This is a genomic window from Pseudoalteromonas sp. Isolate6 (assembly GCF_022398435.1).
In the GTDB taxonomy this organism is placed as follows: Bacteria; Pseudomonadota; Gammaproteobacteria; order Enterobacterales; family Alteromonadaceae; genus Pseudoalteromonas; species Pseudoalteromonas galatheae.
This window is the reverse complement of the sequence record NZ_JAKEVK010000014.1, coordinates 33502-48698: the sequence shown is the minus strand read 5'-3', so window position 1 is coordinate 48698 and position 15197 is coordinate 33502. Positions and strand designations below refer to the sequence as shown.

Genomic DNA, 15197 nt, shown 5'->3' with positions numbered 1-15197 from the left:
GTGCAAATGATAATTTCACATCAGAGCAACTAATTGAGAAAGCAAAAGTATTTGTAGCGGCAAAAAATGCGCGTCAACAACCTAATACAACAATTAAAGAGATAGAAAACTATATCTCATTGCTTTCTGACGACTTTATCGATGAACACGTCAAATTTAGATTTACTTATACAGATAAATCTAAACTTCGAGAGGATATGATTAATAAACTAAAAGATAAAGTCATCCATAGTTCGATAGAAATAAATGAGATAATGGTTGGTGCTAATGTCGTCTTTGTAAAAATGACCGAATCAGGTAAAGTAAAACCTGTTCATTTAGATAAAACTATTGAGTATAGTAAAACTAATATTGTTTCACTTGAGTTTAATCAAGCGGGCTTAGTTACGCACATCCGTCGACACCACGGGTAATCTATAACCATACAAACGCTTTCACAAATTAGAGGTGGGTGTCAGCGATTTGGCTCTAAACAATCCACCGATATCTATAATCAACGAAGGCTACACTCGGCCCAAAAATAAAAAACGCCCGATGAAATTCATCGAGCGCTTTAATCTCAAAAAGTGTCAACCTACATGCTAGGGCGGGTTAACTAAACTAACCGTGTGCTAGCCGAACAGTTCATCTTCTAGTGTTTTACCGTTAACTAACGACTTGTAACGCCAACCCTGTTCACGGCAAAGTCGGAGCACATCAATATCAACCTGTTGGCCGCTACGATACTCAATGAGTAGGGCGCCACTGGCATTTACTGTCACCTCTTCAACACCTTGTAAGGTTTTCAAAAGCGCTATATGACTACTGGTGCCAGACTCTTTAAGTTTTACAGTCAGCGTGGCAAGCTCTGCTTCTTGGATGCGGTCAACAGCGGTTAATTTACCATGCTGCAAATGTAATACCTGATCGCATAAATCATCGAGTTCTACTAAATCGTGTGAACTCAAAATAAAGGTCGTTTCAGATTGAAGCCTTTTTACGAGATTTCTGATCTCACGAGCATTCACGGGATCTAACCCAGCCGTGGCTTCGTCAAGCAGTACAATTTCAGGTTGTGAAAGTAGCGTTTGAGCAATACAGATACGTTTTCGCATGCCATGAGATAACTCATGAGGCTTGGCGTGATAGCAGTCTTTGAGGTCGACAAGCTCAAGCACTCTGTGTGTTTCACTTTCGGCCGCTTTCGCATCTAAACCTTGAAGCTGTCCATATAAACGTAGCTGATTACTGACAGAAAACCTTGGGTCGAGCTGAGCATCCTGTGGAAGTGCGGCAAGGCGACCAAAAAGTGCAGCGCTGCCAGGTTTATGGCCTAAAATTTGAACACTGCCTGCATCGGCATTTAGATACCCGCAAAGCGTGCTAAAAAGGGTGGTTTTACCCGCACCATTTGGGCCGACAAGCGCAATGGGTGAACCCGCGTTTAGGATAAAAGATACATTGTCTAGTGCGCGCTTTCGTCCATATTCTTTCACTAAATTATTAACTTCAATAATGCAACTCATAGCGCACGCCTTCTTAATAGTTCACAGCTAATTGCAATCAATACGAAGCTATGCAGCACCGGTGTGGCAAAGCGAGTGAGGTTGATATTCTGTGCGATGGTTTCTGAGCCTTGGAACCCAGGAAATAGATAAAAAAGGTACTCTGCGTAAGGGCTGTACTCAAGTGCAAAAGCGACCAAAGTGGCGAGCGTTAAGTAGGTCATAATCGCGTAAATCATGCTCATTTTGCTTGAGTTAGCAAAGTGATTAGCCACAGACATCAGGGCAATAAAAGGTGCAGTAATAAGCGTTAGCTCTAAAACAATTAATGTCGCTCGGGTAAGTCCTGTGAGCCATAAGCTTGGGTCGCGCACCACCATCAATATCCAAGCGCCGAGAGCAGAAATGGCTATGAGCAACAATGTATTGAATACCTGCCCAACAAAGCGGCCAACAACAATTTCAGCCCGAGATGTGCGCAGGGTTAGAAATCTCAATGTACCGCGAGTTCTATCTTCTACGGTTTGATCTGCACTTGAAAAGATCACAAAAAGAGGAAACAAGAAGATTGACCAAACTAAGTACAGTGCAAGTTCCATTTCGGGCCACTGGGCAATACGATGCATACCAACGGCGCCGGAAAAACTCTGGATCATATTTTTGAAGTTGGGGTCGCTGACAATGGATACCGCTTCTGCAATGGCGTAGCGCAAAATGGCATACCAAACCAAAACAAATGCGGCGATGGCTATCCATCCGCGCTTCGTTGCAAACAAGCGTTGTAATTCAAAGATGGCTATTAAGCCAATTCTTTTTATATTCATAAGGATCCTTGCAAGTGACAACACAGACTTTCACTACTAGAGCGGTAGGCTGACTTTGATTTGAGCGTATATGATTGGCGCTAAAAAAGGAAGTTACTGAACTGTAACAAAATTAAACCAATAAAAACGGGCACGATTAAGTGTACCCGTTTCTTAGTCTGTATTTGCTAGCAATTACCAGCCGCAATTACGGCCTTTATTTTGCTCATCTAGGTATTTTTGCAATGGTGCAAAGTAGTCAAGTACTGCTGTTGCATCCATTTCATCTTTACCTGTTAGCGTTTTAAGTGCTTGTTGCCAAGGTTTGCTGCTGCCCATTTCAAGCATGGCATTTAAACGCTCACCAGCTGCTTTCGAGTTGTAAACAGAGCAGCGGTGAATGGCTTCTTTGCTGCCAGCAATTTCACAAAGTGATTTGTGGAACTGGAACTGTAAAATATGCGCTAAGAAGTAACGAGTGTAAGGTACATTACCTGGTACGTGGTATTTTGCACCTGGGTCAAAGTCACTTTCGGTACGTGAAACTGGTGCTTTAACACCTTGATATTTCTCTCTTAATTCCCACCACGCTTGGTTGTACTCTGCTGGAGAAACCTCACCAGAGAATACTTTCCAGCGCCATTGGTCGACAAGTAGACCAAATGGAATAAATGCAACTTTATCGAGTGCCATCTTCATCAATAGACCGATATCTTTTGACTCATCCGGTACGTTATCCAACAAACCAATTTGCTTTAAGTAGCCAGGTGTTACAGATAGCGCGATGGTGTCGCCGATAGCTTCGTGGAAGCCATCGTTGGCACTTTCTTGGTAATACACAGGCTGTTGATTGTAAGCGCGCTGATAGAAGTTATGGCCTAGTTCATGGTGGATAACTGAGAACTCTTCACCGGTGCGTTGGATACACATTTTGATGCGTAGGTCGTCTTTGGCATCTAAGTTCCAAGCTGATGCATGACATTGTACGTCGCGATCTTGTGGTTTAATAAATAAAGAACGTTCGTAGAAAGTCTCAGGTAATGGGGCAAAACCCATAGAGGTGAAGAACTTTTCTGCACCTTTTACCATTTTGATTTCGTCGTAATTGTGTTTAGCCAGTAGCGCCGTTACATCATAACCCGGATCTGCGTTTTCTGGCGCGACTAGGTCATAGATATTGCCCCAGCTCTGTGCCCACATATTGCCAAGCAAGTGTGCAGGAATAGGCTGGTCTTGAGGCACTTTATCTTCGCCGTATTTCTCGCCAAGCTTGGCTCTAACATGACAGTGCAAGGAATCGTATAGCGGCTTTACTTGGTTCCAAGTACGGTCAAGTTCTTTTGCAAAGTCATCCGCTGGCATGTCGTATTTACTACGCCACATGGCACCTGTGTCTGCGTAGCCTAGCTCATTAGCGCCTTCGTTGGTAAGCACCACTTGCTTCTCATAGAGTGGACGCATTGGCTTTGACACTTCACGCCAACCTTGCCAGATGTCTAAAAGCTCTTCATAGTCGCGACTATTCGCCATCTTAGCAGTCATGTCGCCAAGGCTTAGGCAAGCGCCATCATCTTTACAGTATTTGCCTTTTCCGTACATACCATCAAGCTCTGCAGTGAGCTTTGCAAGTTCCGCTGTTTTGTCAGCATCTTTTGGTGCAGGTAGTGTTAGGTTTAGCTTCAATTTGTCAAGTTTGCGGCGGGTATCTTTGCTTAGCGCTAAGCCATCAAATTGTGCTGCTTGGTTTGCAAGTTCTACAAGCGCAGCGGTGTATTCCTCATTCACATCCGCAGCAAGTGAAGCGGTATCATGAGTAATAAAATTCGCGTAAATCCAAGCTGAGCGGCTCGAGCGGAAGTTAAGGTCAACCAGCTGTTCTGACGCCTTATCTAAAAATGCAACTGCATCGGCTTCTGATAACGCTTTATTTGTAGTTTCAGTGGATTTGCAGGCAGAGAGTGCAAAAGTACTGGCAACGATGAGTGCGCCAACACTTAACTTAAATCTTGGTTTCATAGGGTTCACTTGTTGTTTTAATTAATACACGAGCCGACTTAACACTAGACGACATTTCAGTATCTATAGCCAGCTACACTAATTGGGTTAATTGCTAAAAATCAGCAAGTAAATTAATCCAATTAGTATTAGTCGTATGAACAACTAATCGTATTGAGTGCGGCTTTTTCGCGCAGCAAAGCATCGTTTTTTGCTGTGGTGGCAAGAATAATAGCAGGACGACTTTAAAACGACAATTTTGCGATGGACAAACAATGAGATGCGAGTACAGATAAAAGTTGAGTTAGTGTGATTATTAACCATAATTAAGGCAGTCAATTGTATCAAAAGGCCGCATTTGAAGCCTGCAAAAAGGAGTGCATATGACTTTAGTTTTATTGGTGATATTGGCCATAGTGGTAGTATTTTGTGTCCGTGATATCAGGGTTAAGTTGATCACTAAACCGCTCTTTAACTACTTCAAGACGTCATTACCTGAACTCTCCCAAACTGAGCGAGAAGCGGTGGAAGCGGGGAGTATCTGGTGGGATGGTGCGTTGTTTTCGGGTAAGCCGAATTGGCGAAAGTGGTTGAGTAATGATAAGCCAAAGCTGAGCGATGAAGAACAGGCGTTTATAGATAACGAACTACATACGCTGTTAAAGATGCTTGATGAAGAAAAAATATCTGAGGCTCAAGACTTGCCTGCAGAAGTTTGGCAATTTTTGAAAGAAAAGGGCTTTTTTGCTTTTATTATTCCAAAGGCCTTTGGTGGCCGGGAGTTTAGTGCTCAGGCAAACTCCACCATTGTTGCAAAAATAGCCAGTCGTAGCTTGTCTACTGCAGTGACCGTGATGGTGCCGAATAGTTTAGGCCCTGCGGAATTACTGCTTCATTATGGCACCAATGAGCAGCAGAATACTTGGCTGCCAAAGCTGGCTTCGGGTGAGGCGCTACCTTGTTTTGCATTGACCTCTCCAGAGGCGGGATCGGATGCAGGCAGCATTCAAGACTTTGCTATTGTGTGTGAGCGTGAATTTGAGGGAGAAAAGCAAATTGGACTCGCGGTAACTTGGCAAAAACGATACATCACGCTGGCGCCTGTCGCTGATGTACTCGGACTTGCGTTTAAGGTTTACGACCCAGAACAATTGCTTTCAAACAAAGTAGAGCTTGGGATCACTTGTGCACTTATTCCGACTGCACATGAAGGTGTAAAAACTGGAGACAGACATAACCCTTTGGGGCAAGCATTTATGAATGGCACAACCAGTGGCGAAGATGTTTTTATTCCAATGGCTTGGGTGATAGGCGAGGAGGCAGGTATTGGGAAAGGTTGGCGCATGCTGGTGTCGTGTTTAAGTGCTGGGCGGGGGATATCTTTGCCTGCGCTGAGCGCGGGAACTGCACAATTAAGTGCCAGAACGACTTCGGCTTACGCCGGTGTCCGTCGTCAATTTGGTGTACCTATCTCTGCCTTTGAGGGTGTGCAAAGCGCGTTAGCCAGAATTTACGGTTATAGCTATCTAATTGAAGCGGTGAGACAAACTACTGCATTGGCAATTGATTTAAAGCAAAGTCCTTCGGTAGTCACTGCAATTGCCAAGTATCACCTCACGGAACATGCAAGGGTGGCATTAAATGATGCGATGGATATTCATGGCGGTAAGGCTATTCAAATGGGGGAAATGAATTATCTTGCCCACAATTATATGGGAATGCCGATTTCTATTACCGTTGAGGGCGCCAATATTTTAACTCGAAGCTTGATGATTTTTGGTCAAGGTGCAACGCGTTGCCACCCTTTCATACTAAAAGAAATGAGTATCGTACAGCAAGACGATCAATTAATCGCATTGAAAGAGCTTGATGAAGTGCTTTGCAAACACTTGCAGCATACCTCTGTGAATGGGCTTAAGGCGTTTTTTAATGGCTTCACCCTTGCACGTTTTGAACGTGCGCCAGTTAGTGGTGATGTGGCGCTTTATTACCGACGCCTAACGTGGTTGAGTCAAGCGCTCTCTGTGTATAGCGATATTGCCATGTTAAAGCTAGGTGGTTCACTAAAACGTAGAGAAATGCTCTCTGCAAAACTAGGGGATGTCTTGAGCTTTCTTTATATCGCCTCGTGTGTGTTAAAAAAATACGAAGATGATGGCCGTCAGCAAGGGGATTTACCGCTGGTAAAGTTTGCCTTAGATCACTGTCTTAACGAAGCTAGTAAGGCTATTTATGCATTTTGTGATAACTTTACTGTAGCGCCACTGGCATTTTTATTAAAACGTTTGGCGTTTCCTGTTGGTAAGTGGGTCAAAGCACCGAGCGATAAATTAGCGGTGCAGGTGTGTAGCAATGTTTCTGAACACAACTCGACCCGTGAGCGTATCTCACATCTATGTGCCGTGGTAAAACACTCGGCGGTAGATACGGTTGAACATGCTTATTTACTGGAAAAAGCGCATGCTCCATTAATGGCAAAATATCGTAAGTGGTGTAAGCAAAATAGTATGAAACTGGTGGGTAAGACATTGAATGAAAAGCTCAGTATCGCAATGGACGACAAGGTGATTGATGATAAGAGTTCTGAAACCATCTTTTGTATTGAAACGTTAGTTGCAAAAGCGATTGCTGTTGATGCAAAAACGCCCAGCTAGTTCGTTGTGGCAGAGGGATATCAGCTAATTTGTTAAAAAGCCCCGACAACGGGGCTTTTCTTTCTTATTCTTTAGTTAACGTGCAAAGGGATCGGCTAGTACCTTATCTACGTACCATTTGCCTTTTTTGCGCACCATACTGACACTGCGCATGTCATCTACTTGCTCACCGTGGAGTTGACCTGTAAAAATTAAATTAATTTTTGCGCTGTCGCCATACTGTTCGCGCAGACTTTGATTAGTCATGTCAACTTCTATAGTGACTTCATCGTACTGCATATTCACTAAATTTCTGGCGAATTGAGAGGCGGTACCGTAGGAGCGCATGATACGCGCGTGACGGGGCGTGGCGATTTTCATTGCAGCGTCTAAATCTTTTTGATTATAGAGTGCGTCAAAGTACATTGTTGCGGCATATCCGGGAGTGTCCTTGTCACCTCTGACATTATCCTCTGAGCCACATGCGGAAAGTAAAACCATCGCAGCTAAGACAACGAAAGTTTGCTTAAAAAGTGACTTCGTCATGCTAAAATACATCATATGCAGTTTAAAATTATTCACAATGAGTTAAGTTTGTCTGCTTACAGCCGATATGTAAAGCCAGTAAATGAAATAAATGTATTATGTGCTAAGGCTTTAAGATGTCTCGTTTAATATCACTAGCTTGGTTGGCTTTATTTTTGGTTGGGTGTGGATCGCAGCCTGAAATCAGTAAAGGGGTTACAAGCCAGCTAACACAAAACGGCATAATACTTGGGCATTTTTCTAAAGATGGAAAGTGGAGTGTAACATTAGACAGCAATGCTGAAATCCATATATATGACAATACCAATCAGTCAGTCATCTTCTCAGTACCTAAAGACAAAATAAAAACGCCAGTCAAAGCAATTTTGTTGTCTGATGATAAGGAGATGTTCATCGTGGCGGGTGAAAACCTTATCTCAATTTGGTCTGTTCCAAAGCAAAAGCTGATAACGAACGTACCTTTTGCTGGGGTGAGTCCACTAGCTTCGATTTCTGCTTTAGCACTTTCTCATAACAATCAGCGTTTGCTCGTTGCGATGGACGATGGCTCACTCAATATGGCGGACCTATTCACTAAGTTAAACAATCGCTTTATGCCTCATACCCGACCAATTGAGCATTTGGCGTTTGACGATAGTGGCGACTATTTTGTTACAGGCGCGCAAGATGGGTTGGTTGCCCTTTGGCAATTTGCATCACCAGAACCTTTGTATGAGCATCAATTTAGTCATCGAGTTACTAGTTTAACAGTAAGCCCTGATGGGCAGTATTTATTTGTCTCAGATGGGTTGAATGCGCAACATGTGCTGGATTTTGAGTCTGGAAAGCAGCTCAGTGAGCTAAAATATATGGCCCGCTTTAAGATGTTTAGAAAGGCCAAATTTATTTCTGGCTCAGGCTTACTTGCGACATCATCGTCAAAGTCTCACCTCTCCATCTGGCGCTATGAAAGCGGAGAAGAACTTGGTACTTGGTCTATTCATACAGCAAGAGAAGGGGCGACGGTAGTCGATATGTATGCCCCAAACCCAGACACTTTAGTAACGCTAAATAGCGATGGTATGCTTGAGACTTGGGCGGTTAATGTACTTGCTAAAAAGTAAGGGAGTGAAAGCACTCCCTTTGCTAATTATCCAAATCTTGGATTAATTGCAGTTCGACAAGCAAAACTTGAAATTAGGCGCGTTGGAAGTCGTATACGCTACCAAGATTGAGCAATTGCGTGAGTTCATCCAGTGCAGCATAGGACTCTTGCAGTAGGCTCGGATCAGCTAAGTCTTGCTCTGTGACCTTATCGCGATAATGTTTATTGACCCACGCGCTTAGTTGAATAAATTTATCTTCACTCATCATCACTTCTGGATTTACCGCTTTTAGCTCAGCTTCATTGAGGGCTACACGTAATCGCAAACACGCAGGTCCACCACCATTTTGCATGCTTTGGCGTAAGTCAAAAAAGCGTACTTGCGAAATCGGATTTTTTGCACCGAGCATATATTCGATATACGCTGCTACGTTATCATTCTTCGCACATTCTTCCGGTGCTACCAACATCATCTCGCCTGATGGCAAGGTGATCAATTGAGAGTTAAATAAGTAACTTTTTACTGCGTCTTCAACACTCACAGCATGCGTCGGAACTTCGACAATATGCAAAGGCTTTTCACCGATATACGCTTGTCTAATTTTAGTTAGACTAGTGGTTTGATCAATAAAAGCTTGATCATGACAAAACAATACATTTTCATTGCCCACCGCAATGACATCATTATGGAACACGCCTTGATCAATCACATTTGGGTTTTGCTGGATAAAAATTGCTTGCTTATCATCCAATTTATGTAGCCTTGCAATCGCTTGACTTGCTTCTAATGTTTGCCGAGCAGGATATTTAGCAGGACCCTTTATATCGCTGTTAAAGCCACTTGAACCGTACACATATAATTGTAGACCTTTACTGCCATGGCTATCGGCGAGGCGAGTGTGGTTCGCAGCACCTTCATCGCCAAAAAAAGGTTGCTCAGGCAAATGCTGGTGATGTGCAAAATATTGCGCATTGGCGAACATAGCACGGAGTAAGTTCGTGGTGGTTTCTGGTTCTATTGAACGGTGGAATTTGCAGTTTAAATTGGCACTCGTGAAATGAACTTTGCCATCGCTGGAATCAACAGAAGGCGATACCGTCGCCGCATTTGCCGTCCACATCGCAGAGGCTGAGTAACAAGCTCGAAGCAATATAGGATCGTATTTATAGGCTTTTTCCAGGACTTGTGCATCCGTGCCTGAAAAGCCAACGCGGCGCAGTGGGGCTAAACTTGGGCGAGCATGAGGTGCAAATACCCCTTGTTTTAGGCCGATATCATGCATTGCTTTCATCTTTTCAAGACCTTGCAATGCCGCTTCTTTTGGATTAGAAACACTGGTAGCGTTAGAAAGTGACGCGACATTACCATAAGATAATCCGGCATAATTATGTGTTGGCCCTACTAAGCCGTCGAAATTGACTTCATAAGTCATAAGTGCGGTTCCTGTTGCGAATAGTTATAGATAACTAGTATGAGGCGGTTTCGCTGGTTTTTAAAGTGGCATCAGTCAAATAAGACGTTTGTACTTATTTAGCATGCGGCCATCGTAAAATAAATTGATAGAAAATTTAAATTAGCCTATTTCAATGAAATTGCTCACTTTGTCTGAGACTCGACTACATGTGATAGAGTTGTCTGGGCGTGATGGTAGATAGTGGCAAAAGTAATGACGGCAGCCTTTATTTAGTTTTCGCCTTTATTTAGTGTTCTAGTTAAACCAGCTTTCATTGCAAATTTATCCCTTGTTGCCCACAATAGGGTTAAATTTCTTTTTATATCTAGGCAAACCATGGAAGTTGAACATCAGGAAATTGCCAATTTTTTAGTAGCTTACCCGCCATTTTCGGATTTGCCTCAAGAGGCACTATATAAACTCGCAAGCCAAGTTGAAGTAGGTTATTACCGAGCGGGCAGTGGCATTTTGGAATATGGAGAGCAGATCACTTATCTATATGTGATCCGCTCTGGTGCTGTTGAGCTCTATCGGCGCTCAGGTGAGTTATATAATCGTATTTCCACAGGGGGGATCTTTGGCCAGCGCGGTTTATTGATGAACCGTAAAGTTCGTTTTGGTGCTCAAAGCCTTGAAGATACGCTGGTGTATTGCATTCCTGTAGGCATCTTTGATGAGTATTGCGACGTTTATGAAGCGTTTGCTGATTATTTTGAAGCAGACGATAATGCCAGACTAAAAATCACAGTTTCTGAGCAAGCCGATAGCAATGATTTAACCACGGCCAAAGTGCGTAAGCTATTGCTACGCGATGTGGTATATGTTGAACGTAATGCCACGGTACAGCAGGCAGCTCAAGTGATGGCAAAAGAGCATGTGTCATCACTACTTATTTATGATCCCGAGAAACCTGTTGTCGAAGATCCAGATGAAGATGATGGTCAGGTGGTTGGCCTTATCAGTGACAGAGATCTTCGCACAAAAGTAGTCGCAGAGGGGCTGAATTATCAAACGCCGGTCTCTGAGATTATGTCGACTGATCTTATTATTGTTGACTCCAATGCCTATGTCTTCGAAGCCATGATGCTGATGCTAAGAGACAACGTACATCACTTGCCTGTTGTACATAAGCGTAAGCCGATAGGGGTAGTCGCGCTATCCGACATTTTGCGCTATGAGTCTCAAAGCAGTCTATTGTTTGTTAGGGGGCTGATGGACCAGCAAAGTGTTGAAGACCTAAGTAGTTATGCCAAACAGCTTCCTGCAATTTTTACTCGTATGGTGAATGAAGACGCTAACTCACACATGATTGGGTCTGCGATGTCGATTATAGGTAAAACGTTTAAACATAAGTTACTCGAACTTGCGGAAGCAAAATTAGGCCCACCACCAATCCCTTATTGTTTTATTGCGCTCGGTTCAATGGCTCGGGACGAACAATTAATTGTGACCGATCAGGATAATGCACTGATCTTGGATGACAGTTATCAACCCGCAGAACATGGCACTTACTTCGAAAAGTTGGCTAAGTTTGTGTGTGATGGTCTAGCCAATTGCGGCTATAAATATTGTGATGGTGGGATCATGGCAAGCAACCCGACTTGGCGCTTAACTTACAGTCAGTGGTTAGAACAATTTGAAGACTGGATAGAAAATCCACGGCCTGAGGCATTGCTTAATAGCTCGATTTTCTTTGATTTAGAGGGCGTATGGGGTGAAACAAAATGGGCTGAGAAACTCACTGCTTTTATCAGTAAAAAGGCCAAAAACACCCCTAAATTTTTGGCCGCGATGGCGCATAATGCGCTAAGAAGAACACCGCCTTTGGGCTTTTTTAATGGATTTGTCCTTGAGCAAGATGGTGAACATAGGCGATCGATGAATATAAAGCGCCGTGGCACAGCGCCGCTTTCAGACTTGGTTCGAGTACATGCCCTTGGTGTTGGCTCTAAAAAACAAAACTCCTTTGAACGATTAGAAGATATTGATGAAGCAAATATACTGCCAAAGGGCAAGGTGCTAGATCTACAAGCTGCGCTTGAATACATCGCCATTATGCGTATTCGTCACCAAGCATGGCAAATTGAGCAGGGCGAAAAGCCTGATAACAGCTTGCCACCAGAAACACTCTCTGATTTTGAACAGCGTAACCTTAAAGAAGCTTTTGGCGTGTTAGACAAAGCACAGAGCTTTTTAAAGTTTCGCTATCAAAACAAATCCATGATGAAGTAGCGGTGTAACATGCAAGGCGAGATTATGTCATGGCCAAATCGCTTTCAGCATTTGGCAAAAGCGTCGCAAGACTCAAGAATTCAAGCATTTTATCAGCAAGGCGTGGTAGATCCTTACCAGCAATTGAGCCAGTGCGAGTTTGTTGCCCTTGATTTTGAAACGACAGGGCTCGACCCAAACATCGATGATATTGTGAGTGTTGGCGTGGTGCCATTTGATTTACGGCGGATCCGCTTGGCTCAAGCGAAGCATTGGCTTGTCAAGCCAACCAGTCCGCTGGCTGAGGAGTCTGTGGTACTGCACCGGATCACACACTCACAAGTCGAAAGCGCCCCAGATCTGCAAGATATTCTTGAGGAAGTGTTTGCTTCGCTGCATGGTAAAGTCATTGTGGTGCACTATCAGTTTGTCGAGAAGTCATTTTTTAATTCTGCGCTAAAAGCAAGATTGGGTGAGGGGATTGAGTTTCCAGTGATTGATACGATGGAAATTGAAAAGTCAGCGATAAACAACGCTAGAAGCTGGCTTGATAAGCTCAAACGAAAACCTATTCCTTCAGTACGCTTGGCTGATTGCAGAAAGCGTTATGGGCTTCCCTATTATCAGCCACATCACGCCTTGTCCGATGCGTTAGCAACGGCGGAGCTATTTCAAGCTCAAGCTCAATATTATTTAGACCCTTCAGATATGGTGAAACGCTGGTGGAGTTAAAGCCAAATAACAAAAAGGCGGAGCATACATCAAGCTCCGCCTGTAACGTGATTAACGACTGTTAGCTTTTAGGCTCTGTTCTCAGCCCAAGGATTAAACTTACACACATCAACAGTAATACAAAGGTAAATGGTAAACCTGTTGAAATGGCGCCCGCTTGCAGCGCTTCAATCGCTTCTTTCCCGCCGATCCACAGTAGCGCTGCCGCAATGGCACCCTCAATACTCGCCCAGAATATACGTTGTGGTACTGGAGCATCTATTTTACCACCAGCGGTAATACTATCGATAACCAAAGAACCAGAATCCGACGAAGTGATGAAGAAAACTAGTACAAGTAAAATCGCCGTGAACGAGAGCAAATCACTCATAGGTAGGTTTTCGAACATTTGGAACATTGCCAGTGGCACTTCAGTCAAGCCATCAGTTCCTAGAGCACCAATGCCATTTTTTACCTGATCGATAGCAAGGCCACCGTAGATTGACATCCAGATCACGGTTACCAATGTCGGGATTAATAATACTGCGGTGATAAATTCGCGTATGGTGCGACCCTCAGAGACGCGCGCGATAAACATACCGACAAACGGTGACCAAGAAATCCACCATGCCCAGTAAAATACGGTCCAACCTTGGAACCATGCTTCGTCGTCACGACCATGAGGATTACTCAGCGGAATAATGTTTTCAACGTAAGCCATTAAAGTCGTTGGAATATTACCCATGGCAATCGCAAAGCCTGCGATGCCAACGAATAGTAATAATACAAATGCAATTAACATATTAACGTTACTGAGCAGCTTTACACCACCATCAATACCGCGAACGACCGAAATAATCGCAAGAGCGGTAACTCCCGCTATTACGGCAATTTCTAGACCGAGGCCAGCTTCTATGCCAAACACATGTTGGATCCCAGCACCAGCTTGCTGTGCGCCCAAACCAAGTGACGTCGCAAGACCAAACAAGGTAGCAAGAACGGCAAGAATATCGATGATATGGCCCGGCCAACCCCAAGCTCTGTCTCCCAAAATCGGATAAAAGATTGAGCGTATCGACAGTGGTAAGCCTTTATTGTACGCAAAGAAGGCTAGAGAAAGCGCAACAACGGCGTAAATAGCCCAAGGATGCAGCCCCCAATGGTACATGGTGGCACCCATTGCAAGCTCTGCCGCTTCAGGCGTGTTTGCGGTAACATTCAATGGTGTTTCATACCAACCTGTGTAATATGCGACGGGCTCAGCTACGCCCCAAAACATCAGACCTATACCCATACCCGCTGCAAACAACATTGCCAGCCATGATGCCCGAGTGTAGCTTGGTTTGGCATTTTCACCACCTAGTCGAATTTTACCGTAAGGCGATAAAACGAGCACCAAACAAAATAGGACAAAGAAATTACCAGACCACATAAACAGAGCATCAAAGTTACCTATGATGTCCCATTTTATGCCGTCTAAGGTGGTCTTAGCTGTGTTTGCATCAACTAATAACACGGCGACTAAAAACGCCAGTATTAACCCCGCACTCACACCAAAAACCGGGTTATGTACGTCAAACCCCCACTTTTGAACATTGTCTTGTCCAACGGTGTAGTCTGTATTATCGATGCTGTACTTATCGTGGTGATTGCCCATGATATCCTCTTATTGTTCTCATCGTGATACGACACCAAGCTGATACACTGAATTTATCGCTAGGCAAGTGGTGATAACAATTCGACATAAACTAACTATGCAACAGTGAAAAATTTAATCTGGCTTTTAAAGCGAATCATTAGCTGTTTAGAATGGCTTTATCAGCCATAAAATATGCTAGCAATTTGCTTTAAGTAGTTATCAGTAAGTCACAAAAACTACTTAGTCTAGTTTAGATTATTCAGCGTATTCATTCGACTTATGTGTTTTTATCACGTCAGGAGAATGGCTACCTAAATACGATGATGGGTTTATGTTAGTTACAGCGACAGTATACTGCCTCAATACTTGTAATTAAGATAAACCAACCGAACCGTTATGCTACTCAGCTATGGTATCAATGTATTGTATCAACTTGATATTCAGTCGATGCTTCAAAGCAGCAACTTTTTATTTTAAGTCTTACTGACAAATGAAAATCCAATGCCAGCTAAACCTATCTGTAATAGTTTAGGGGGTGAGATTGAAAAGTAAATGGCTACTGAATTTTTTATTTAAAAATCATCACATTCATCAACTAGACATAAAGAGTGATGTAAAATAAAGAGTTTTCCTTTGA

Annotated in this window: 11 protein-coding genes; 5 read left to right on the top strand and 6 right to left on the bottom strand. The window is 43.4% G+C overall.

Annotated features, from left to right (window positions below):
* A partial coding sequence (locus L1D50_RS03545; RefSeq protein WP_239965538.1) for a nuclear transport factor 2 family protein occupies positions 1-413 on the top strand: 413 nt, incomplete at its 5' end.
* A gap of 198 nt (positions 414-611) precedes the next feature.
* Here the strand turns inward: L1D50_RS03545 and L1D50_RS03540 are convergent.
* The 3 genes from L1D50_RS03540 to L1D50_RS03530 form a co-directional block, all read right to left on the bottom strand.
* Positions 612-1505 (bottom strand): ABC transporter ATP-binding protein, encoded by an 894-nt coding sequence (locus L1D50_RS03540; RefSeq protein WP_138523108.1) that lies wholly within the window; start codon positions 1503-1505, stop codon positions 612-614.
* Entirely contained in the window at positions 1502-2308 is an 807-nt protein-coding gene (locus L1D50_RS03535; protein WP_239965537.1) for an ABC transporter permease subunit, read from the bottom strand. Before L1D50_RS03535 ends, L1D50_RS03540 begins: the two co-directional genes overlap by 4 nt.
* A 174-nt stretch (positions 2309-2482) precedes the next feature.
* A complete protein-coding gene (locus L1D50_RS03530) occupies positions 2483-4303 on the bottom strand; it encodes a M2 family metallopeptidase (RefSeq protein ID WP_239965535.1) in 1821 nt (606 codons plus the stop codon).
* A gap of 362 nt (positions 4304-4665) precedes the next feature.
* On the opposite strand from L1D50_RS03530, the gene L1D50_RS03525 reads away from it, so the two are divergent.
* On the top strand, positions 4666-6936 hold the full coding sequence (locus tag L1D50_RS03525) for an acyl-CoA dehydrogenase (protein ID WP_239965533.1): 2271 nt from the start codon (positions 4666-4668) through the stop codon (positions 6934-6936).
* 75 nt (positions 6937-7011) lie between these two features.
* Here the strand turns inward: L1D50_RS03525 and L1D50_RS03520 are convergent, their stop codons facing one another.
* The gene (locus L1D50_RS03520; protein WP_128725985.1) at positions 7012-7461 is read right to left on the bottom strand and encodes a hypothetical protein; all 450 of its coding nucleotides are present in this window, start codon (positions 7459-7461) and stop codon (positions 7012-7014) included.
* Positions 7462-7577: 116 nt separating this feature from the next.
* Here L1D50_RS03520 and L1D50_RS03515 point away from each other — a divergent pair, with 116 nt between their 5' ends.
* A complete protein-coding gene (locus tag L1D50_RS03515) occupies positions 7578-8564 on the top strand; it encodes a hypothetical protein (RefSeq protein ID WP_239965531.1) in 987 nt (328 codons plus the stop codon).
* Between the two features lie 73 nt (positions 8565-8637).
* Here the strand turns inward: L1D50_RS03515 and astB are convergent, their stop codons facing one another.
* Positions 8638-9978 (bottom strand): N-succinylarginine dihydrolase, encoded by a 1341-nt coding sequence (gene astB / locus L1D50_RS03510; RefSeq protein WP_239965529.1) that lies wholly within the window; start codon positions 9976-9978, stop codon positions 8638-8640.
* A 357-nt stretch (positions 9979-10335) separates the two neighbouring features.
* On the opposite strand from astB, the gene L1D50_RS03505 reads away from it, so the two are divergent.
* The gene (locus L1D50_RS03505; protein ID WP_239965528.1) at positions 10336-12231 is read left to right on the top strand and encodes a DUF294 nucleotidyltransferase-like domain-containing protein; all 1896 of its coding nucleotides are present in this window, start codon (positions 10336-10338) and stop codon (positions 12229-12231) included.
* 9 nt (positions 12232-12240) lie between these two features.
* Positions 12241-12942 (top strand): 3'-5' exonuclease, encoded by a 702-nt coding sequence (locus L1D50_RS03500; protein WP_193554558.1) that lies wholly within the window; start codon positions 12241-12243, stop codon positions 12940-12942.
* A gap of 61 nt (positions 12943-13003) precedes the next feature.
* Here the strand turns inward: L1D50_RS03500 and L1D50_RS03495 are convergent, their stop codons facing one another.
* Positions 13004-14578 carry a BCCT family transporter gene (locus L1D50_RS03495; RefSeq protein WP_128725990.1) on the bottom strand — a complete coding sequence of 525 codons (1575 nt, stop codon included), beginning with the start codon at positions 14576-14578 and terminating at the stop codon, positions 13004-13006.
* Positions 14579-15197 lie beyond the last annotated feature (619 nt).